Origin of the sequence: Vibrio cholerae ATCC 14035 (assembly GCF_000621645.1) — a bacterium.
In the GTDB taxonomy this organism is placed as follows: Bacteria; Pseudomonadota; Gammaproteobacteria; order Enterobacterales; family Vibrionaceae; genus Vibrio; species Vibrio cholerae.
Genome location: NZ_KK211324.1, coordinates 44197 through 66137, shown reverse-complemented (window position 1 = coordinate 66137; position 21941 = coordinate 44197). Strand labels below are relative to the sequence as shown.

The window sequence follows — 21941 nt, the reverse complement described above, 5'->3', positions numbered from 1 at the left end:
TGTAATGATGTTCATAAGCCTATTTCTTTGTTGGTGTTTCGTTTGGAAGTAGTATCTTGATTTTTTTCTGCCAAAGCAGTTTCTATATTTTAGGTAGGAATCTAAATGTTTTGATATTGCATGCTGTAATTGAATATGTGCAGTTTATAATGCAAGTATTTTTTTGACTAGGGACCATATATGAACACCGCAATTCCAGCTCCATTTTTTATTATGCATAACGTTATCCAATCATACGCATGGGGCAGTATTGACTCAATAAACCAGTTGTTTGACATTCCTAATCCAAAGGGAGAACCTCAAGCTGAAGTATGGATGGGTACTCACCCGAATGGTTGCTCATACGTCGAATTTTCTGGAGAAAAAATAAAACTCAGTACTCTAATAGAACAAAAAAAAACTGACTTTCTCTCAATCCAAACAGTAGAACAGTTTGGTGAGCTACCTTATTTGTTTAAAATTCTTGCTGCAAATCAAGCGCTTTCGATTCAAGTTCACCCAAGCAAAGCAGAAGCAGAGGAAGGATTTGCTCGCGAAAATGCCCAAGGAATTTTGATAAACGCTACAAATCGAAACTATAAAGATCCTAACCATAAACCAGAACTGGTTTACGCGCTTACCAATTATCAAGCCATGAATGGTTTTCGTCCATTAAGTGACATTATTTCACTATTTAGCGCCTTGGCTATCGATGAAATAGCTTCGCTATTGAGCCACCTTAAACGAAACCAAAACGAAACAGGGCTCGAACACTTTTTTACTAAATTACTCTCACTCTGTGGTGAAAAAAAAAGACGCGTTTTAGAACAATTGCTTAGCTATGCTCGATCGCATGCAAAACAACCTATATTTGCCTTAATCGAAGAACTAGCGACACAATACCCAAATGACATTGGCCTTTTCGCGCCTTTGATGCTGCATGTTTTAACCCTTCAACCTGGCGAAGCAATGTTCTTAGATGCGCGCACACCTCATGCTTACTTGAAAGGTACAGCTTTGGAAATCATGGCTAATTCCGATAATGTGCTGCGTGCTGGGCTCACTCCAAAGCATATTGATGTGGTAGAACTTGCTAAATGCACTCTATTTAAGGAAAAATCTGAAGCCACCTTATTGCTCACACCAATTCAACAAGGAGATATGCTCAGTTTCCCAGTGCCTGTAGCGGATTTTAAGTTCGCGATTTTCCCACGACCGCAGCAAGCTAATATCACAGTTAGTAGCGCCGAAATTTTACTGCCAATTGATTGCGATGCTACTTTAGTTAGTCCTTGCGGCACCGTTCTTACAGTACACAAAGGGCAATCGGTCTTTATTCCCGCCTATACGGAAAAATACTGCTTAAGTGCAGCAGGACGTGTCGCGCGAGCATACAATTAATAATGGTTCGAGCATGGCGGACCATGATGAGCATCCCATAGAGCAAAAGGAATTCTACATGCTGATTGGATTGGATATTGGTGGCACAAAAATAGAAATATGTGTGTTAGATAAGCAAGGTAGTATGCTCTATCGACAGCGTATCGCAACGCCAGATAATTATTCTCAGTTTGTCGATTGTGTCTGTAGTCTGATTGTGGATGCTGAGCAAGCCACCCAACCTGTTGATTCGATTGGTATCGGCCTACCTGGTGCAGTCAGTCCAGTTACTGGCCTGATCAAAAATGCCAATTGTACCTTCCTCAATGGGCAGGACTTATCAAGTGACTTGCAGTACCGTTTAGGTCGCGAGGTCAAACTAGCTAACGATGCAAACTGTTTTGCTCTTTCAGAAGCAATCGATGGGGCTGGTAAAGAAAGTATGGTCGTTTTTGGTGCGATACTCGGTACAGGTTGCGGGGGTAGCATTGTAGTTAATCGTCAGGTATTAGTTGGGCCAAATGCCATATGTGGTGAATGGGGGCATAATCCACTCCCCGGATATCATCTCGAACAGGATGGGGCAGCACGGTACTGTTATTGTGGTCGACAGAATTGTATTGAGAGATTTATTTCAGGAAGTGGTTTTCAGGATAGCTACCAAGCTTTAACGGGTGAATGTATTACCGCTTCAGAAATCATGAAGCGGTATAAGCAACAAGAACCGGAAGCTATACATTGTTATACACAACTAATTGATCACATGGCACGTAGTTTTGCTGGATTAGTTAATGTGCTCGATCCAGATATAATTGTTCTTGGTGGCGGACTTTCTAATATTGATGAGTTGTATCGAGATTTACCCACTGCAACTGCAAGACATGTGTTTTCTGACTCAGCTCAAGTACATTTTGCAAAAGCAGTATTTGGAGACAGCAGTGGCATTCGTGGTGCAGCTTGGCTTTAGCACTGAATAATTCGCAAACGCCCTGTTGATTAATGGGGCATTTACTGAGCAATAATCCCTCAAGCTTATTTCTGCTATTTTGCTTCTTTGTCGACGCCACATGAAATATTTTACGGTTTTCTTTTGTCTCTGATGTTCTCCACATCGCGCCTTTACACTCAAAAACTTAATCCACACCAAGCTGGTCGGTATTGTGGCGTAGCCTTGGCAAGATTAAGTGCGTTGGTAAGTTGAAAAATAAAGGCTCTAAGTGCTAATTCTAAGAGCCTTTATCCGTCATTATTTACATCGTTCAACCGATCATTTTTTGCTTAACTGATCGGCATTAGAGCGTAAGCTCCCGTTTTTTATTCCACTTCGTCGCGGCTTTCGATCATGCGATGCTGGCGCTTCCAGTGCTCCCAGCGTTCGGTGGCTAGTTGCTGCATATCGGTTGTGCGGTCGGCTTCATCGATAATCTCTTCGCCGAGCAAGTGCTCGAAGATGTCTTCTAAGGTAAGCAAACCCTGCACTGAGCCGTATTCGTCTACCACGACTGACAGTTGCAAGCGCTTTTGCATCATCTGGTCGAAGGCTTTTGGTAAGCTCAAGGTGTTGAGCACCACATGGATTGGGCGCATCACATCACCCAGTAGCAAGTTTCCTTGGCCATTTTGCTGCTCTTTAAACAACTCAAGGCGGTGCACAAAGCCGACAATGTTGTCTTTCTCTTCGCTGTAAATCAGCGGGCGCGAGAACGGCGTATCGCGGTGCTGCTCGATAAATTCATCAATCGTTAGATCCGCGGAAACGCGAAACAGTACCGGGCGCGGCGTCATAACTTGCGTTACTGGCACATTTTGAATCGCCAGTAAGTTGTTCAGCATTTTTGATTCGCCTTCTGCAAACTCACCGTTTTCATTGGCCAACATCGCCATCGCGGAGATCTCGTCACGTAGCTTTGGCGCTTCAACTTTGCGCGCGAGGCGCTTAGTGATCTGCTCTGAGAACCAGACGAACGGCGTCAGCGCCCATACCATCCAACGCAGCACGAGAGAAGCTTGGGGAGCGAGTTCACGCCAGTAGGTCGCACCTATGGTTTTGGGCACGATTTCCGACAGCACCAGAATGCCTAGGGTGAGCACAGCAGAGAACAGGCCAAGCCACTGGCTACCAAACACCACCGCCGCTTGTGCGCCAGCCGTCGCAGCACCTATGGTGTGCGCAATGGTATTGAGGGTCAGAATCGAGGCGAGTGGGCGGTCGATGTCCGCCTTTAGGCCTGCTAGGCGATTAGCCGCAGGGTTGCCTTGTTGGCGCAACTGGGCTAGATAGCTTGGGGTAATACTTAAGAGTACCGCTTCTAAAACTGAACAGATAAACGATACGCCAATCGCGACAGAGATATATATCGCAAGCAGAAACATAAAATTCCTTTGTTTTAAAGTGCACGTTCGAACTCTTTTCTTCTCACAATCTTCGCGGTAAAGGCCGCAAAGTACAGGGAGAATATGAAGAAAAATCGCTTCGCCTGAAGGAGCCGAAAGTGCTTTTTTCAGTCACTAAATCGATTGAAATGACAGGCTTCCCAGTCGATTAGCCCTTTTTAAATAAGGTTTCTCTCACTCAATTACAAGTAAACCTGTGGCTGGATTAGTAACAAATTGTGAGTTGTTACTCAGATTACGGTTAAAAGTGCGTCATAAAAGCGAAAGTTGCGCGACAAACCTTTGCCAGAGCGGGCATTTATGTTTTAGAGTGAGCTCGATTCGATAACCTATTGAGAAGGGAAACCTAAATGAACAAGACCCAATTGATCGACTTTATCGCAGAGAAAGCGGACCTGACTAAAGTGCAAGCGAAAGCAGCTCTTGAAGCGACTCTGGGTGCGGTTGAAGGTGCTCTGAAAGACGGCGACCAAGTACAACTGATTGGTTTTGGTACATTCAAAGTTAATCATCGTTCTGCTCGTACTGGCCGTAATCCAAAGACCGGTGAAGAGATCAAAATTGCGGCAGCTAACGTTCCTGCATTCGTAGCAGGTAAAGCGCTGAAAGACGCGATCAAGTAATTCCTTTATACTACGCCGAGATTGAACATCTCGGCGTTTTTGTTTATGAAGCAGCAGTTATCCTTCCTCTTTTTGCTCTCTGGCTTATTGGCTGGGTGCTCGTCTACTCCTACTCCTAATCCCAATCTTGAGCAGATCAATCAATTTACTGGTGGTAAAACGATTGGTGATGCGACCAGTTTTTACTGGTATACCGAACGCTTTCAAAAACCGAGCTCAGCCTCAGACTACGTGACCTCCGGTGACTACGGCAGTTATCAAACCAGCTATCGCTGGGAAGAGGGACAAGTGCGTGAGATTCGCCGTGAAGGTGAGCATCTGGATGGTAAGAAGTTGGTGCCGTTTCGCGTCCATATTCGTTTTAGCAAAGAAGGCGAAGCGGTGTATCAGCAGTATCGGTTGGGCGGAAAAGTACTGCCGATGAATGAAGAGCAACTGGCTCACTACGTTTTGCAAGCCAAAGCGGTGGCAGAGGCAACCAAAGAGCAGGACAAACAAGGTTTAGAGCTGATCCAAGGCTACTGGAATGGTAAAACCTTTGAGACTTGTCAGGGCGTTGAGTATCAGCGCGTCGAGTTTAATCAAAGTTTGCCCAGCTTTGCGTTTAACCGCCTAGCTTCTATCGAAAGCTATGTGGCGTTTTTAGGCAAGATCCGTAACGGCAAAGTGCATATCGACGAGCTGCTGTTGCTCGATGATGCGGGTCACGATTGTGTGAAAGAGCCGGAGTTGCTTGATTAAATCGGCCCATGTTTGCCAATCTAATCGAATAAAAAACCTATCGAATAAAAAAGCGCGAAGTTCGCGCTTTTTTCTATTGATAAGAAGATGGATGCCCGCTTACTTGGCTTGCTCACGCGCAATCGCGCGATAACCGATATCGCGGCGGCAGAACATACCATTCCAGTGGATTTGATCCGCCAGTTGGTAAGCGCGTTGCTGCGCTTCTAATACGGTATTGCCCAGCGCCGTGGCACACAATACGCGACCGCCATTCGTAACCACTTGGTCGCCTTGGGTTTCGGTGCCTGCGTGGAACACTTTTTGTCCTGCGCTTTCTTGAGTCGGTAGACCTGAAATCACCTCACCTTTGGTGTAATCGCCAGGGTAGCCGCCAGCGGCGAGAACCACACCGATCGAGGCGCGTGGATCCCACTTCGATTCCACTTGATCCAGTTTGCCCGCAATTGCTGCTTGGCACAGCTCAACCAGATCCGATTGCAGACGCATCATGATCGGTTGGGTTTCTGGGTCACCAAAGCGGCAGTTGTACTCAATCACTTTCGGTGCACCAGTGCTATCTATCATCAAACCCGCGTAGAGGAAGCCTGTGTAGGTGTTGCCTTCGGCTGCCATGCCGCGCACGGTTGGGTAAATCACTTCACGCATTACGCGATCATGGACGTCCTGTGTCACCACTGGCGCTGGTGAGTAAGCACCCATACCGCCGGTGTTCGGGCCAGTATCGGCATCGCCCACGCGTTTGTGATCTTGGCTGGTGGCCATAGGCAGGACGTTTTCACCATCAACCATCACGATAAAGCTCGCTTCCTCTCCATCAAGGAATTCTTCAACCACCACACGGCTGCCTGCTGAACCAAAGGCATTGCCAGCTAGCATGTCTTGAATTGCGTTTTCGGCCTCTTGCAGAGTCATCGCAACAATTACGCCTTTGCCCGCCGCTAAACCGTCGGCTTTCACGACAATCGGCGCACCTTTTTTACGCACATAAGCCAGAGCTGGCTCAATTTCAGTGAAGTTGGCGTAAGCCGCTGTTGGAATGTGATGGCGAGCGAGGAAATCTTTAGTGAAGGCTTTGGAGCCTTCTAGTTGCGCCGCGCCTTGGGTGGGGCCAAAAATCGGTAAACCTGCAGCGCGAAACGCATCGACCACACCAATCACCAGTGGTGCTTCTGGGCCAACGATGGTCAGCTCAATCGCTTTATCTTGAGCAAAGGCAACCAGTGCTGGAATGTCGGTGATGCCAATGTTGACGTTTTGCACCTTGTGCTCAAGGGCAGTACCCGCATTGCCGGGCGCGACGTAAATAGTGTCAACTTGTGGGTTTTGTGCCACTTTCCACGCCAGTGCGTGTTCGCGACCGCCAGAGCCGATGATGAGAACTTGCATTGTGAAATCCTTACTTAAACAAGATGGGGCGCGTTGCACCCCATACCAATCATGCCAATTAATGACGGAAGTGACGCATACCGGTGAAGATCATCGCCATACCGTGTTCGTTGGCCGCATCAATCACCTCTTGGTCGCGCATTGAGCCGCCCGGTTGGATAACACAGGTAATGCCCGCTTCGGCCGCAGCATCAATCCCATCACGGAAGGGGAAGAAGGCATCCGATGCCATCACGCTGCCCGCGACTTCCAAGCCTTCATCGGCGGCTTTGATGCCGGCGATTTTCGCGGAGTAAACACGGCTCATTTGACCCGCGCCGATGCCGATGGCCATGTCGCCTTTGGCGTACACAATCGCGTTGGATTTCACGTATTTCGCTACTTTCCAGCAGAACAGAGCATCTTTCAGCTCAGCGTCGCTAGGTTGACGAGTCGAAACCACTTGTAGGTCATCTTGTGCCACCATGCCTTGGTCACGATCTTGCACCAATAAGCCACCATTCACGCGCTTCAAATCAAATCCTGTGGTTTGGCCTTGCCATTCACCACACTCCAGCAAACGTACGTTTTGTTTTGCTGCGACGATGTCGATCGCGGCTTGCGAGACTTTCGGCGCAATGATCACTTCCACAAACTGACGCTCGATGATCGCTCTTGCGGTTTCGCCATCCAGCTCGCGGTTAAAGGCAATGATGCCGCCAAATGCCGAGGTTGGGTCGGTTTGGTAAGCGCGATTGTAAGCTTGCAGAAGATCATCGCCCAGCGCTACACCACATGGGTTCGCGTGTTTCACAATCACACAGGCTGGCTCGCTGAACTCTTTGACGCACTCTAGTGCGGCATCGGTATCGGCAATGTTGTTGTAAGAAAGGGCTTTACCTTGAATTTGGCGCGCGGTGGCGACTGAGGCTTCTTGTGGATTGGCTTCTACATAAAACGCGGCCGCTTGGTGGCTGTTTTCGCCATAACGCATATCTTGCTTTTTGATGAACTGCGCATTGAACGTGCGAGGGAATTTGCTCTCTTCATCCCCTTCTTTGTTATCACCATAAGAAGGTACGAGTGTGCCGAAGTAGTTCGCAATCATGCCATCGTACGCCGCGGTATGTTCAAAAGCGGCAATCGCCAGATCAAAACGCGTCGCTAACGTCAGGGAGTTGTGGTTGGCATCCATTTCGCGGATCACACGGTCGTAATCGTGCGCATTCACCACAATGGCCACATCTTTATGGTTTTTTGCAGCAGAACGCACCATAGTCGGCCCGCCGATATCGATGTTTTCCACCGCATCAGCCAGCGTGCAATTTGGGTTAGCTACCGTTTGGGCGAAAGGATAGAGGTTCACCACCACCATATCGATTGGCTGAATGCCGTGGGTATTCATCACCGCGTCATCTTGGCCGCGACGGCCTAAAATACCGCCATGCACTTTCGGATGCAGGGTTTTGACGCGTCCGTCCATCATTTCTGGGAAACCGGTGTAATCGGAGACTTCCGTTACCGTCAGGCCTTGCTCAGCCAATAGACGAGCGGTGCCACCGGTGGAGAGAAGTTCAACGCCGCGCTCTGCAAGCGCTTTTGCGAACTCAACAATGCCGGTTTTATCTGATACGCTGAGAAGCGCACGGTGAATAGGACGAGCGTTGTTCATGCTTCCATTTTCCTTTAAAAGATATTTGCCGAAAGTGATCTGCTGTGCGGTGTTGGGGAAGCTCGCTGCAAAGCCTCACCGCGCAAAAAACAACAGAGCTATTTGGGGAAATACCTTATCCGCCGCGATTTGAATGGCGCGTATTCTAACCAATTTATTACAAAAGATCTCGCGCAATCGTTTGGCATGGGAAAAATAATCGCTAAAAAACGGTTTTTCAAGCACAAATTTTAACGAAAGCTTAAATTTCCCCAAACTACTCCAAGTAGTCAGGGAGGAGGAGGAGTGATGTTTCAGATTGGAGAGTTAGCCAAACGCTGCGGCGTTTCCACCGATACACTGCGTTTCTATGAAAAAAATGAGCTGATTGCTCCGGCAACGCGCACCGAGTCGGGCTATCGACTGTACGATGAAAAGAGCCAGCAACAAGTCACGTTTATTTTAAAAGCCAAAGAGTTAGGGCTGAGCCTCGAAGAGATTAAAGAGCTGCTGGAAATTCGTTTGGAAGCGACCGAACACAGCTGCGCCGAGGTGAAAGCGATCACCAGCGCTAAGCTGGCGGTGATCGACCAAAAGATTGAAGAGCTGACCCGTATTCGCAGCGCGCTGAAAAAAATCAATGATGCCTGCTGTGGACATGTCGAAGATAATGCCAGCCACTGCTCGATTTTAGCCGCGTTAGAGTAGAGAAATAACGCCTAATTTATATTCTGATTGATAAGGGTAATTTAGTTTTTACCACTAGGAATGACGTTGTCTGATGGTTAAACAACCTAAGTTTGCAATTTTTAGCCTTATCAATAGTAGGTGAAATAGATTGGTGCACTTATAATTTCGCTCTTCATCGGTGTGTGGTGCTCGAGCATATTCTGCCTCTTACCGATGCTATCTTCCTGATACAAAGAGCTATTCTATGATTGGAATCTGTTTTCAAATCAATGACTGGGTTCTGTGCATTGATGAGAATAAGCTGTATCGCCAAGATAGGGAGGTCTCGGCCGAGCCGCGTCTTATTAACTTGCTGCATTTTCTTGCGGAGCATGCCGGAGAGGTATTCGGCCGTGAGGAACTCATTCAACATGTCTGGGACGGGGCGATTGTCACCGACCAAGTGGTCACTCAATCCATTTTTGAGTTGCGTAAGCTATTGCGCGATGGACGCGAAGAAAACCTCAGCTATGTGGTGACGGTGCCTAAGCGTGGCTATAAGTTAGTCGCGAATGTGCAGCGTCTCGATGGCAATCCCTATGTTTCTCGCCAAGAAGAGTCGACAGCCAGTGATGTCTGTTTGGCGGACGATATCGACGACGTGGAAGACGCCGTTCCCGAGATCGTATTTCCTGCCGGCCCGTTAACGCGCGCTGTATGCCAAAGTCAGCAGCCGAAGAAATCAAGCAAGCCGAATGTGAGCCGTTGGCGCTTAAATCTGCTCAATGCGATCTGGATTGGCTTAGTGATTGTAGCGATGGGCTTTTTTACTGTGCAGCAGTCGCAAGTGCGCATCACTCAAGTGGTGGATACCCATCTGATTGAATTTAAATTCCAAGACGGTTTTCATGCTCAGGCGCTCACGCATGAGCTTGCCGATGGTATCGCACAAAAGCTGATGGCCGATCTGACCCAAGTGAGTGATTATCGGGTGATTCTCGGTAAAACGGCTTACAGCTCAGGCATTTTGCCCGGTAAGTCAATCATGGTGCGAGTCAATGACAAAGACGGCCATGAGTTTTTAGATCTTGAGCTTAAGAACAACTCTTCCGATGCGGTGCTGTTTAGTCGCCAATACCCGCTCGATAGCCAGCATCTGGCCTCTGTGCTGAAAAGTGCCGAGTGGGATGTAATGCAAGCGTTGAAAATCCCGAATGCAGAGCAGCAAGCACAGCGTTTGTTGGTGGATTTTCCGCGTCAACCTGCGGCGTTAGGGCTGTATGTGCGCGCCAATCATTATTTGAACGTTGCCGATCGTCAGCAGTTCCAAAAAGGCATTTATTTATTGGAGCAAGTGCTGAAATTAGAGCCGGACAACCATTATGTCCAAGCCGAATTACTGATTGCCTACCATGTGCAGCAAGCGCTCAGCCCAGATCAGGCGCTCAATCAAGATCGCATGCTGGTGTTGAGTGAGCAGTTGCAGCAGGTGAGTTATTCCCCTCAAGCGGTAGTGCAGCCACGCATTTATGAGGCGTTAGCACTGCAAGCGACAGTCGAAAACCAAGTGGAAGCGGCCACGCGCTATTTGGCGCAAGCTCAGGGTTTGCGGGAATCGGTGCTTTCATATGTGCTGCAAGGCAAGCACGCTGAACTCAAAGGCGATCTGGATGGCGCAAGCGATGCCTACAGTGAAGCGTTTTATATGGACACGTCGCTGGAAACTTATCTGCTGTGCGAAAACTTGGTGTTCCACTCCAACTTAAAATCCATTGATTACGCCATGTACCGCTCGGTGCATCCTTCGGTGGTTCGTTTACTGTAACGCTCGTCTACGATCAATCTCATCTCTCTATCCCCAAATGACTTGGAATGACCGGTAAGAAGGGGATAGAGCGAACTTGCGCCTTCTTTCTCCGAACTGGCTTTATCACGGTTTAGAGGGGAGGGCGCGCCGCTTTATCTCTCGAATCCTTCTGACTGAAAAACACCGCCAATCACATCGAACGATGTCTATGTACTCACTAACCGTTTAACTTCTCATCGCCATTAATGGCCATTCGTTTGAGCCTATTCCCCAAGTCAAATTCAGTGAGCGTCATTGGCATTCTGTGCCGATGGATGTCGCTTCATCGGGCGTCTTGCCAGTGGAGTGACAAATCTTATGGCAAGACCAACAGTTTTTTGGCGATAAACCTTCCTCCTGATACCTCCACAGAGCAGCATTTAGCGTGATGTTTTCACCTTGATATTTTTAGTTGTCTCTCCTGATATTTTTAGGTTTTTTATTAACTGTATGAAAATAAAGAGTTTTATTGGTGGTGTTTATCAGGTTGATATCAAGAAACTCATGCTTGGCTCATCATTTTATTGATAAGCGGAAGTTTATTTTTTTTCGTTTTTTTGGGCGTACTCTGCACTTCGAAATTTAGCGAGGTAGCGCAGGTGATTGCACTCATGACATCTCGCTAACCCATTCAGTTTGAGTTTTGTAACTTAAGTAGAATCGATTTGGAGATGTTATGTCATCAAATGCAAAAAAAATCGGCCTGATCGCCTGTACGGGTGTGGTGGCTGGCAACATGATGGGCAGTGGTATTGCGCTGCTTCCTTCTACGCTAGCGAGCGTAGGTTCAATTTCCATTTATAGCTGGCTGATCTGCATTGTTGGCGCACTCAGTTTGGCGTTTGTGTTTGCTCGTTTGGCAACCAAAAACCCGCAAGAGGGTGGCCCGATTGCTTATGCAGGGGAAGTGTCACCGGTGTTTGGTTTCCAAACGGGCGTGCTTTACTACCACGCTAACTGGATTGGTAATTTGGCGATTGCGATTACCGGAGTTTCTTACCTTTCGGTGTTCTTCCCAGTGCTGAATAACCCGATCCCTGCTGGTTTAGCGACCATTGCTTCGGTTTGGCTATTTACCTTAGTCAACTTGCTTGGTGGTAGCTGGGTAAGCCGTTTATGTACCATTGGTTTGGTGCTGATTTTGATCCCTGTAGTCGGTACGGCTCTGTTTGGTTGGACGCACTTTGACAGCGCGCTCTACAGCCAAAACTGGAACGTGTCTGCCGGTAGCGATGGCCATGCGGTGATCACCGCAGTGCTGATTTGTCTGTGGTCTTTCGTGGGTGTCGAATCGGCGGCGGTTTCTTCCGGTATGGTCGAAAACCCAAAACGCACGGTGCCACTGGCAACCATGTTAGGTACTGGTCTTGCGGGCCTTATCTATGTGCTATCAACTCAAATGATCAGCGGCATGTTCCCTGCGTCTGAAGTGGCGGCATCCGGTGCACCTTTTGCACTGGCGACCACGGCACTGTTTGGTAGCTGGACTGCGCCATTCGTGTCTGCCTTTACTGCACTAGCGTGTTTCACGTCACTTGGCTCTTGGATGATGCTGGTCGGCGAAGCGGGCAAACGTGCCGCTAACGATGGTAACTTCCCGAAAGTGTTCGGTGAAACCGATCGCAACGGTGTGCCGAAAAAAGGTCTGCTGATTGCTTCCAGCATGATGACACTGCTGATGCTGGTACTGATGTTCTTCAGCTCAGAAACTGCACACGCTTCCGATCTGTTTAACCAACTGACTACCGATGCGGTTCTGCTGACCATGCTGCCTTATTTCTACTCCAGCATTAACCTGATCCGCTTCGAAGGCATGACCACTCGCAATACGTTTGTGATGTTGTTCTCCGGTATTGCCAGCCTGTTCTGTATGGTGGCGCTGGCCGGTGCAGAGGGTTCAACCCTGACTGCAACCTTCATCATGTCGCTGATTATTTTGATGTTCTACAGCAAAAAAGCGGGTCTGGATAAATATCTCGAGACTCATCCACAACAAGCTTCGGCTCAGTTCTGATTGACCTTGCTGGCGTCTGCCACGCCAGCTTTCTGAATTCACTATGGCGCTCGTCTTACTCACTGTGCAGTGCACAGAGAGCGCCTTTTTTCGCCTTGGAGATGTCCAAATGAATATTTTCGCTATCTTGAACCACATGGGTGTGTTCTTTAAAGAAGAGCCTGTTCGCCAACTGCATGCAGCATTAGAAAAAGCCGGTTACGACGTGGTTTATCCGGTGGATGACAAAGATCTGATCAAGATGATTGAGATGAACCCACGCATTTGCGGCGTGCTGTTCGACTGGGATAAATACTCGCTAGAGCTGTGTGAGCGCATCAGTAAAGTCAATGAAAAACTGCCAGTGCACGCCTTTGCTAACGAGCAATCGACATTAGATATTTCGCTAACCGACCTGCGCCTCAACGTGCATTTCTTCGAATACGCTCTGGGCATGGCCGACGATATCGCCATCAAGATCAACCAAGCGACCCAAGAGTACAAAGACGCGATCATGCCTCCGTTTACTAAGGCGCTGTTCAAATACGTGGAAGAGGGTAAATACACCTTCTGTACTCCGGGCCATATGGGCGGTACTGCGTTCCAGAAAAGCCCTGTTGGCAGCATTTTCTACGATTTCTACGGTCCAAATACTTTCAAAGCGGACGTATCGATTTCGATGCCAGAACTGGGTTCACTGCTCGATCACTCCGGCCCACACAAAGAAGCGGAAGAGTACATCGCACGCACGTTCAATGCCGATGCCTCTTACATCGTGACCAACGGTACATCGACCTCGAACAAGATCGTCGGTATGTTCTCCGCGCCTGCGGGTAGCACAGTGCTGGTGGATCGTAACTGCCATAAATCATTGACTCACTTAATGATGATGACGGACGTCACCCCCATTTACTTCCGTCCAACCCGTAACGCTTACGGCATTCTCGGTGGTATTCCACAGAGCGAATTCAGCCGTGAAGTGATTGCAGAGAAAGTGGCAAACACTCCGGGGGCGAGCGCGCCAAGCTACGCGGTGATCACCAACTCGACTTACGATGGCCTGCTGTACAACACCCAGTTCATCAAAGAGTCGTTGGATTGCAAACACATCCACTTCGACAGTGCATGGGTGCCTTACACTAACTTCAACCGTATTTATGAAGGCAAGTGCGGCATGAGTGGTGAAGCGATGCCGGGTAAAGTGTTCTACGAAACGCAGTCCACGCACAAACTGCTGGCGGCGTTCTCGCAAGCCTCGATGATTCATGTCAAAGGTGAGTTTGACCGCGAGTCGTTCAACGAAGCCTTTATGATGCACACCTCAACCTCACCACAGTACGGCATTGTGGCATCGACGGAAACTGCCGCTGCAATGATGCGTGGCAACACTGGTCGTAAGTTGATGCAAGATTCGATTGATCGTGCGATTCGCTTCCGTAAAGAGATCAAACGTCTGAAAGGCGAGAGCGAAGGCTGGTTCTTCGATGTGTGGCAACCCGAGAATATTGAGACCACCGAGTGCTGGAAACTCGATCCAAACCAAGATTGGCACGGCTTCAAGAATCTTGATGACAACCACATGTACCTTGATCCAATTAAAATCACTCTGCTCACTCCGGGAATGAGCAAAGATGGCGAATTGGAGCAGAGCGGTATTCCGGCATCACTGGTCTCTAAATACCTTGATGAACACGGCATCGTGGTTGAGAAAACCGGCCCTTACAACCTACTGTTCCTGTTCTCTATCGGTATTGATAAGTCAAAAGCAATGCAGTTGCTGCGTGGCCTGACTGAGTTCAAACGCGGTTACGATCTGAACCTGACCATTCGTACCATGCTGCCTTCACTGTACCGTGAAGACCCAGCTTTCTACGAAGGCATGCGTATTCAAGAGTTGGCGCAAGGCATTCACGATTTAACCCGTAAATACCAACTGCCAGAGCTGATGTACAAAGCGTTCGATGTGCTGCCAGAGATGAAAGTGACGCCACACGTGGCATGGCAACAAGAGCTGCGCGGTCAAACCGAAGAGATCCTGCTTAACGAGATGGTGGGTCGCGTGAGCGCCAATATGATCCTGCCTTATCCTCCAGGCGTGCCATTGGTACTGCCAGGTGAAATGGTGACAGACAGCTCTCGCCCTGTGTTGGATTTCTTGGAAATGCTGTGTGAAATCGGCGCGCATTACCCAGGATTTGAGACAGACATTCATGGTTTGTATCGCCAAAAAGATGGCTCTTACACCGTAAAAGTGCTGAAGGACTAAGCCAGCTTTACCCCATAAAGACAGCGTAATTCCCCAATGGACGCTGATACACAGAGAGAGCCGAACGGCTCTCTCTTTTTTATGACTCAATCTAGGCTGAAAAGCGTGGTCGCGGGATCAGATTTTAAACACCGCTAAGCTGCGAGCCAGATGCTGGCCATTTTCCATCAACTGTTCACTGGCGGCTGCCACTTGGTTAGCTTGAGCTGAGGCTTGGGTGCTGTGCTCGGCAATCTGGGTGAGGTTACGGGTAATTTCGTCGGTAGCCTCGGATTGCTGGGCGCTCGCGCCTGCGATATGTTGGTTGAAGGACAAGATGGTTTTGATCTGCGCTTCAATCTCATTGAGCATCTGCTGCGCTTGCTCGGCTTGCTGTTGCGTCACCCGTGATTGCTGCTGGGTTTGCGTCATGGATTGGCTGACGCTCTGCGCTTTTTTCTGTAACTGAGCAATGATTTGCTCAATCTCATTGGTGCTGGCTTGGGTGCGAGTGGCGAGGGTGCGCACTTCATCGGCGACCACAGCAAAGCCGCGGCCTTGCTCACCAGCACGCGCCGCTTCAATCGCCGCATTCAGTGCCAGTAAGTTAGTCTGCTCGGCCACACCACGGATCACTTCCAAGACCGCACTGACCGATTGCGTTTCACTGGCCAGCACTTGAGTTTCTTGTTCGGTACGGGTCAATTGATCGCGCAAGCTCTGCATTTGAGTCGAGGTGAGTGTGATCATTTCGCGCCCTTGGCTGGCCGCTTGATTGGCACTGTGCGCCGCTTGTTCAGCCTGATGGGCAGATTGCGCGACTTCTTGATTGGACGCATGCAACTGATTCATGGCGGAAGCGACGGTATCCACCGCTTGGTGCTGGTCATACGCTTTGCTGGATGCACTTTGCGCTACTTGAGTCAGTTCATCGGCAGAGCCCGTCACGCTCTCGGTGATTGGAGTAATTTCTTGAATAATATGTCGAATTTTATTGGTGAACAGGTTAAAGGCTTGCGCGATTTGTGCCAGTTCATCTTTTCCCGTCACGGTTAATTGGCGAGTAAGATCCCCTTCACCTTGGGCGATATTTTTCAGCGTTGCGAGTGTCTCTTCGCAAGGTTGAGTGATGCTGCGCCCAATCAAGCTGGCAAGCGTAATCAAGACCAGCAGCGTGCCCACAACCCAAACCAATATTGAGCTCAGGCGCTGCATCACCAGCGCATTCACATCATCGACGTAGATGCCCGTGCCGATAATCCAGCCCCAAGGTTTAAACAGTTTGACGTAAGAGACTTTATCGACAGGTTGCTCGGCACCCGGTTTAGGCCACTGATACTCGACCACACCTTGCTGATTTCTTTGGGTGATATTGACCATTTCGACGAATAAAGCTTTGCCGTTCGGGTCTTTAAAGCTGCGCAGATCTTTGCCATTCAAATCCGGTTTCATCGGATGCATCACCATGGCAGGCTGCGCATCATTAATCCAGAAGTAGTCGTTCGCGCCATAACGCAATTGAGCTATCGCTTGTTTTGCCGTGTTTTGCGCTTGTTCGGTCGTGAGTGTGCCTTGGGTAGCTTGCTGAGCATAGTGCTCAAGCAGTGTGTAAGCACTTTCGACTAAATGCTGAGTTTGAACTTGCTTTTCTTGCATCAGATCTTGTCGATAATCTTTGACCATAATGGCAAACGGTATCGCCAGCAGTACCAGAATCACCACAGTGAGCAGAAATAAGCGATTACGGATTGAGAGGTAGCGCAGGCTAACGGAAGTCATAAACATCACTCCTTGAGATATGACACGCATGATGAATATTTCATGGTACGCAAGACTGTAACAGATTGTTTTCAGAGCGGTAAATGCGACTAAAGAGGCAAAGTGGTGAAGTTGTGCACGATGTCGAATTTCGCTTCAAGTCCGCAGCAGAAATGTGAAAGCGCGCAATCAGTGAGCGCCAGCGTCACCAAAGGTTGCAGCGACGTGGGCTGCAACCTGTGTGGTTAGATTGTCGGGTGCGACGAGGTCGCCGCGTGGGGAGTCAATTAACCAAAGATAGCGAACAGTGTGGTCGCGACACTGCCACCTATCAATAGCCATCCTGCTCGTTTCGGGGAGCCGTGGAGTTTGGTCCACATCAGTAAACTGGTCAGGGCAAGCAGGAGCATGGCAACCGCCGCAAGGTCGGAAAACAACTGCCAGCCAAGACCCGTTCCCATTCCGCGATGCAAGCGGTTAAGCACAGCGGCCCAGTTGGCTTTTTGATGCTGAGCTTGAATGACTAAGGTACCGGGCACGTATTGGGCGCTAAAGGTATCGGTCACGCTGGTGGCGCGCGCTTCCCAGCGGGCTGGGATCAATAACGGCTGTTGTGGCGTGGGCAACTGCTGCGCGGCGATTTCGCGTATCGTCCACTCATGTTCGCCATATTCGGTATTGAGCTGCGCTTGAAAAGTGCTGACTGAATCGATGGGTTCAGTGAGCGAGAGTTGCCATTCACTTTTGCTGGTGTGTGGCCCGGGCAGTGGCCAGACAGCGCGGTGAGATAACCAAAGGCCAGTGAGGCCATACAACAGCATTAAGAGTAGGGTAAAGAAGCCGCACCATGCATGAAGGCGGCGGATCCATTTATTGTTGTGTAGAGGCAGGCGTCGACGTTGCATAATCAAGCTGGCCGTTAGGCCAGCTCTCCTGTGGTTATCCCCTTTGACTTGCCGCTGCATGCCAAATGGGGATCAATCGTTTAGAACTGGTAAGACGCTGTGAGGTAGAACTCACGCGGTGCACCCGGCTGAATTTGTGTGCTGCTGGTGGCACTCAGGTAGTAATCCTTATCGAGCAGGTTTTCTACGCTCAGTTGAGTGCGCCAAGCTTGCCATTGGTAGCCGAGACGCGCATCGAAACGGGCATAACCGGGTAGTTTGGTGGTGTTAGTACGATCGGCATAGCGATCGCCTACCGCCACAAAACCGGTCTCACCAAACCAACCATCGCTTGCTGATTGATAAGCGACAAACAGCTCACCATTGAGGCGCGATACGTTGGTTGGGCGTTTACCTTGCTCACTGGCATCAGCTTCGACGTATTTTGCATCTTGCAGACCAATGCCGCCACGCAGAGAAAATTCATCGGTGAGAAGTGCACGGCTGCTCAGCTCAATACCATCGGTACGTTGTAATCCGGTGAGAATAATACGCTCCTGATCATTCGGATCACGCATACGGCGGTTATACATTTCTAAGCGATAGACGGATAAAGTGGTTGAGATGCGTCCCTCTAGCCAATCGCTTTTGACGCCAGTTTCATACAGACGTGAGTGCTCAGGATCGAGGTGGTTATGTTTGTCTCCCGGCGTAATGCCAATAACGCCACCACCAACCGGAGAATAGGTTTGTGAGTAGGAAGCGTACAACGCATGCTCTTGCACAGGTGTCCATACCACACCTAAACGTGGGCTTAAGCTGTTGGATGAGATGGTCTCTTCTTTGTTGGTATCGTGGCGATGAGTCGTGACGGTGAAATCATCGTGACGCAGACCTGCCAACACAATCCAATCTCCCCATTGCAGTTGATCTTGGACATAAATACCGTAGCTCCGCACTTTATGAGTGGCATCACTAAATACTGACATAGGTCCGTTGTAGGTCGGCAGTGACTCAGGTTGGTACAGGTTGCCACTTGGGATGCTGTTGGCGTTGCGATACAGTTTCGGCGAGCGCTCTTGCCAGCCTTGCTCTAGACCTATCAGAATTCGGTGAGCAATCGGGCCCGTATTGAAGGTGCCTTCGGTTTCGGTATTGCTGATCAGGTTGTTGGCTTGCAGATCTTGTTGGAAGCGTTGACGCGTGACTTGGTCGCCACTGACGCGAGCTACGTAAGTGTTATCAAACTGACTATCGAGCTTGGTGTAGCTCAGTTGTTGGCGCAGTTGCCATTCTGGGTGGAATGCCCAAGTAATGCGTGAGCGCGTGGTGGCCACATCATCATCAATAAAGTCACGGCTGGTATCGCTGTAAACACTGCTCGCAGGAACCTCAGCAGGAGAGCCGTTCACCGCCGGAATACCACGATCTGGCACGCGATTATGGGAGTGTTGCTCATACTGGATAAGCCAGCTCACATCATCATTGATGTCCCAGTTCAGAGACGGAGCAAGCAAAGTGCGTTTGCCTTCCACGCCATGGCGGAAACTGCCGTAATCTTCTTGAGCAATATTGAGGCGAACTTGTACTTGCTGATTGACCTCACCATTGAGATCGGCGGCAAGGCGTTGGTAATCATGGCTGCCAATGCGTGCAGAAACGCTCGCGGCATCACCTGCGTGTGGCACTTTGCTGACGCGGTTGACGATCCCCCCTGTACTACCACGGCCATACAACACCGCCGCTGGGCCTTTGAGAACTTCGATACGCTCGATGTTGCCGAGATCGCGGGTGTACTGCATATCATCACGAAAACCATCGAGATAAAAATCGTTGCTGGCGGAAAATCCACGAATATTGATGCCGTCAAAACGGGTATCGCCGTTGGCGTTGACCCCCGGTACCCCAGCTAAAGCTTCGCTTAGGCTGGGAGCGCCAAACGCGGTCAACTCTTCCGCAGAAAGTGAATCAATGGTTTGCGGCACCAGTTTAGCCGGAGTGGCGGTGCGGGTTGCGGTGGCGACTTCCGGCAGTTGGCTTTGTTGACTGGTGATGACCAAGGTTTCTTGTTCGGCATGGGCGGGGGCACAAGCGGCGAAAACGGCCAGACTGACCCAGGTTCTTGAGCGAGTAAAATGGGACATGAAGGATTAACTCTATTTATTATTGACGAATAATGTCAGTGGCAAACATTCGCCACAAAAATGAATCACAAATGATAGTAATTTTCATTATTGATTCAAGTGTTATTTGTGCATTTCATCCTTGTAGGTGATATCTCATTCTGCTCAACGAGTTAACGCGCAATATAAAAAAGACCAAACGGAGCGTTTGGTCTTTGGTGGGGGAACGAGCCGAAAAGGCTTATACGTTGCGTACGAGTTCGGCGAGGGTGTCCCAGTCGCCTTTGTCCATCAGGTCAGTTGGTACCATCCAAGTGCCACCACACGCGACAACCGATTTGAGCGCCAGATACTCTTGCGCATTGTTTGGATTGATACCCCCCGTTGGCATAAAGCTCACTGGGTACACCGCGCTCAGCGCTTTCAGCATCGCAATGCCGCCAGATGGCTCGGCCGGGAAGAACTTTAGGGTACGCAGACCCATTTCCATGGCCTGTTCCACCAAACTTGGGTTGTTGACGCCCGGAATGATCGCGATATTGCGCTGTTGGCAGTATTTCACTGTGGTCGGGTTCAGACCCGGGCTCACGATGAAATCAGCTCCCGCCGCAATCGCTTCATCCACTTGCGCTGTCGTGAGTACAGTGCCTGCGCCAATCAGCAGGTCTGGATACGCCTCACGCATGATGCGAATCGATTCCGCGGCCGCAGCGGTGCGGAAAGTGACTTCTGCACAAGGCAAACCGTTTTCAACCAGCACTTTGGCCAGTGGCAGTGCGTGGGCGACATCATTAATCGCAATAACAGGGACAATTTTGATCGCTCGTAAGCGTTGTTCAATGGTCATGAGTCCATACCTCTACAGAATAAAGCTGAGTGTTGCCACAATCAGGAAGGCGATACCGCCCAAAAGGGTTTCCATCACAGTCCACGTTTTTAGAGTGGTTTTCTCATCCATCTCCATCAAACGCGACACCAGCCAGAAACCAGAATCGTTAAAGTGTGAAAGCACAGTAGCACCGCCGGCAATCGAAATCACGATAAAGCACAGGTCAAGCTCAGACAGGCCTGTGGTCGCTGCCACCGTCGGTGCAATCAGGGCGGCGGTCGTGGTCAGAGCGACCGTGGCCGAACCTTGCGCGACGCGTAAACAGGTCGCAATCACAAACGCGGCGACCACAACGGGCATACCGGTATCCGACAGCACGCCAGCCAGTGCGCTACCAATGCCGCTTGCGCGCAGTACGCCACCGAACATGCCGCCCGCACCGGTGACTAAAATCACCGCGCAGATGGGGGCAAGCGAATCACCACACAGTTTTTCTAGGCGTGCCATGCCGTAATCTTTGGCGAACGCTGCGATACAGACGAGCAGAGTGATCAGCAGAGCAATCGGCGTTTTACCCAGCATACGCAGGAATTCGACTGCGGGAGCTTTACCATCAATCATGCCCGCGACCGCAAGGGTGTTCAAACCGGTATCCATAAAAATCAGCAGCACCGGCAGCACCAGAATAGTCATGACCGTGGCAAATTTGGGTAGCTTGGCTTCGTCAATGATCGCATCGGTATTGAAGAAGGCTTTCGACAAAGGAATATTGAATTTCTTACCGGCATATAGACCAAATAGGTAAGCGCCCAAGTACCAAGTCGGGATGGCTACGAGTAAGCCAACAATCAGCAGCAAGCCGATGTTTGCGCCGAGCAGTTCTGCCGCTGCAACCGGCCCCGGATGCGGTGGCACAAAGGCGTGCATGACCGCAAACGCACCTGCTGAAGGCAGCGCGTATTTAAGAGGTGAGCCACCAAAGCGTTTCGCGACGCTGAAGATGATCGGCATCATCACAATCAGGCCCGCATCAAAGAAGATGGGGAAGCCAAACAGCAGCGATGCCACGCCGAGCGCAAACGGTGCGCGCTGCTCGCCAAAGCGGCCGATCAGCGTGTCTGCCAGCACTTTCGCACCGCCCGTCACTTCCAAGATTTTACCAATCATAGCGCCAAGGCCGACCAGCAGCGCGACCGAAGCCAGCGTGCCACCAAAGCCTGTCATCATGGTCGACACCACTTTGTCAGACGCCACGCCAGTGGCAATGGCGGTGCCTAAACTGACTAAGGTCAGTGAAGCAAAAGCGTGGATTTTAAAACGAATAATCAGCAGCAGTAGCGCAATAATGGCGACCGCCGCCACGGTTAATAGATACGTAGGATCAGAGGTTTGTAGTAAGGGGTCCATGAGTTCACCGTCCAGATTTATAGTTTGTGTTATAGCTCACATTTAGTGAAG

At 49.8% G+C, this 21941-nt stretch carries 18 protein-coding genes; 8 read left to right on the top strand and 10 right to left on the bottom strand.

What is annotated here, in order from left to right:
- Positions 1 to 180: 180 nt before the first annotated feature.
- Together manA and T411_RS0118030 are read left to right on the top strand one after the other, a co-directional pair.
- Positions 181 to 1380 (top strand): mannose-6-phosphate isomerase, class I, encoded by a 1200-nt coding sequence (manA, locus tag T411_RS0118035; protein WP_001090275.1) that lies wholly within the window; start codon positions 181 to 183, stop codon positions 1378 to 1380.
- 58 nt (positions 1381 to 1438) lie between these two features.
- Positions 1439 to 2326, top strand: a complete 888-nt coding sequence (locus T411_RS0118030) for an ROK family protein (RefSeq protein ID WP_000904774.1) — start codon at positions 1439 to 1441, stop codon at positions 2324 to 2326.
- A gap of 347 nt (positions 2327 to 2673) precedes the next feature.
- Here T411_RS0118030 and T411_RS0118025 read toward each other — a convergent pair whose 3' ends face one another.
- The gene (locus T411_RS0118025; protein ID WP_000479238.1) at positions 2674 to 3732 is read right to left on the bottom strand and encodes a CNNM domain-containing protein; all 1059 of its coding nucleotides are present in this window, start codon (positions 3730 to 3732) and stop codon (positions 2674 to 2676) included.
- A gap of 371 nt (positions 3733 to 4103) precedes the next feature.
- On the opposite strand from T411_RS0118025, the gene hupA reads away from it, so the two are divergent.
- Both hupA and T411_RS0118015 read left to right on the top strand, forming a co-directional pair.
- The gene (gene hupA, locus T411_RS0118020) at positions 4104 to 4376 is read left to right on the top strand and encodes a nucleoid-associated protein HU-alpha (RefSeq protein WP_001044507.1); all 273 of its coding nucleotides are present in this window, start codon (positions 4104 to 4106) and stop codon (positions 4374 to 4376) included.
- 45 nt (positions 4377 to 4421) lie between these two features.
- Positions 4422 to 5117, top strand: coding sequence for a DUF1481 domain-containing protein (locus tag T411_RS0118015; RefSeq protein WP_000813302.1), 696 nt, complete (start codon positions 4422 to 4424; stop codon positions 5115 to 5117).
- A 99-nt stretch (positions 5118 to 5216) separates the two neighbouring features.
- Here the strand turns inward: T411_RS0118015 and purD are convergent, their stop codons facing one another.
- The 3 genes from purD to T411_RS1000000120655 form a co-directional block, all read right to left on the bottom strand.
- Positions 5217 to 6506: a phosphoribosylamine--glycine ligase gene (gene purD / locus T411_RS0118010; protein WP_001197679.1), complete on the bottom strand. Its 1290-nt coding sequence runs from the start codon at positions 6504 to 6506 to the stop codon at positions 5217 to 5219.
- 58 nt (positions 6507 to 6564) lie between these two features.
- Positions 6565 to 8157, bottom strand: a complete 1593-nt coding sequence (gene purH, locus T411_RS0118005) for a bifunctional phosphoribosylaminoimidazolecarboxamide formyltransferase/IMP cyclohydrolase (RefSeq protein WP_001057884.1) — start codon at positions 8155 to 8157, stop codon at positions 6565 to 6567.
- Between the two features lie 75 nt (positions 8158 to 8232).
- Positions 8233 to 8412 (bottom strand): hypothetical protein, encoded by a 180-nt coding sequence (locus T411_RS1000000120655; protein ID WP_000514448.1) that lies wholly within the window; start codon positions 8410 to 8412, stop codon positions 8233 to 8235.
- 33 nt (positions 8413 to 8445) lie between these two features.
- Here T411_RS1000000120655 and zntR point away from each other — a divergent pair, with 33 nt between their 5' ends.
- From zntR to T411_RS0117985, 4 genes are all read left to right on the top strand, one after another.
- Positions 8446 to 8844 carry a Zn(2+)-responsive transcriptional regulator gene (gene zntR / locus T411_RS0118000; RefSeq protein WP_000486335.1) on the top strand — a complete coding sequence of 133 codons (399 nt, stop codon included), beginning with the start codon at positions 8446 to 8448 and terminating at the stop codon, positions 8842 to 8844.
- Positions 8845 to 9070: 226 nt separating this feature from the next.
- A complete protein-coding gene (gene cadC, locus T411_RS0117995; RefSeq protein ID WP_000579123.1) occupies positions 9071 to 10630 on the top strand; it encodes a lysine decarboxylation/transport transcriptional activator CadC in 1560 nt (519 codons plus the stop codon).
- Positions 10631 to 11327: 697 nt separating this feature from the next.
- The gene (cadB, locus tag T411_RS0117990) at positions 11328 to 12665 is read left to right on the top strand and encodes a cadaverine/lysine antiporter (RefSeq protein WP_000097429.1); all 1338 of its coding nucleotides are present in this window, start codon (positions 11328 to 11330) and stop codon (positions 12663 to 12665) included.
- A 109-nt stretch (positions 12666 to 12774) separates the two neighbouring features.
- The gene (locus T411_RS0117985; protein ID WP_001019828.1) at positions 12775 to 14910 is read left to right on the top strand and encodes a lysine decarboxylase CadA; all 2136 of its coding nucleotides are present in this window, start codon (positions 12775 to 12777) and stop codon (positions 14908 to 14910) included.
- Between the two features lie 117 nt (positions 14911 to 15027).
- Here the strand turns inward: T411_RS0117985 and T411_RS0117980 are convergent, their stop codons facing one another.
- The 6 genes from T411_RS0117980 to T411_RS0117960 form a co-directional block, all read right to left on the bottom strand.
- Entirely contained in the window at positions 15028 to 16668 is a 1641-nt protein-coding gene (locus T411_RS0117980; RefSeq protein WP_000205019.1) for a methyl-accepting chemotaxis protein, read from the bottom strand.
- Between the two features lie 89 nt (positions 16669 to 16757).
- On the bottom strand, positions 16758 to 16883 hold the full coding sequence (locus tag T411_RS1000000120650) for a hypothetical protein (protein WP_001905272.1): 126 nt from the start codon (positions 16881 to 16883) through the stop codon (positions 16758 to 16760).
- Between the two features lie 51 nt (positions 16884 to 16934).
- Positions 16935 to 17612 (bottom strand): PepSY-associated TM helix domain-containing protein, encoded by a 678-nt coding sequence (locus tag T411_RS0117975; protein ID WP_001884188.1) that lies wholly within the window; start codon positions 17610 to 17612, stop codon positions 16935 to 16937.
- A 20-nt stretch (positions 17613 to 17632) separates the two neighbouring features.
- The gene (locus T411_RS0117970) at positions 17633 to 19675 is read right to left on the bottom strand and encodes a TonB-dependent receptor (RefSeq protein ID WP_000017906.1); all 2043 of its coding nucleotides are present in this window, start codon (positions 19673 to 19675) and stop codon (positions 17633 to 17635) included.
- A gap of 220 nt (positions 19676 to 19895) precedes the next feature.
- Complete coding sequence (locus T411_RS0117965; protein ID WP_000151466.1) at positions 19896 to 20501, bottom strand: bifunctional 4-hydroxy-2-oxoglutarate aldolase/2-dehydro-3-deoxy-phosphogluconate aldolase; 606 nt, start codon at positions 20499 to 20501, stop codon at positions 19896 to 19898.
- A gap of 12 nt (positions 20502 to 20513) precedes the next feature.
- Positions 20514 to 21890 carry a GntP family permease gene (locus T411_RS0117960; RefSeq protein ID WP_000371417.1) on the bottom strand — a complete coding sequence of 459 codons (1377 nt, stop codon included), beginning with the start codon at positions 21888 to 21890 and terminating at the stop codon, positions 20514 to 20516.
- Positions 21891 to 21941: the final 51 nt, after the last annotated feature.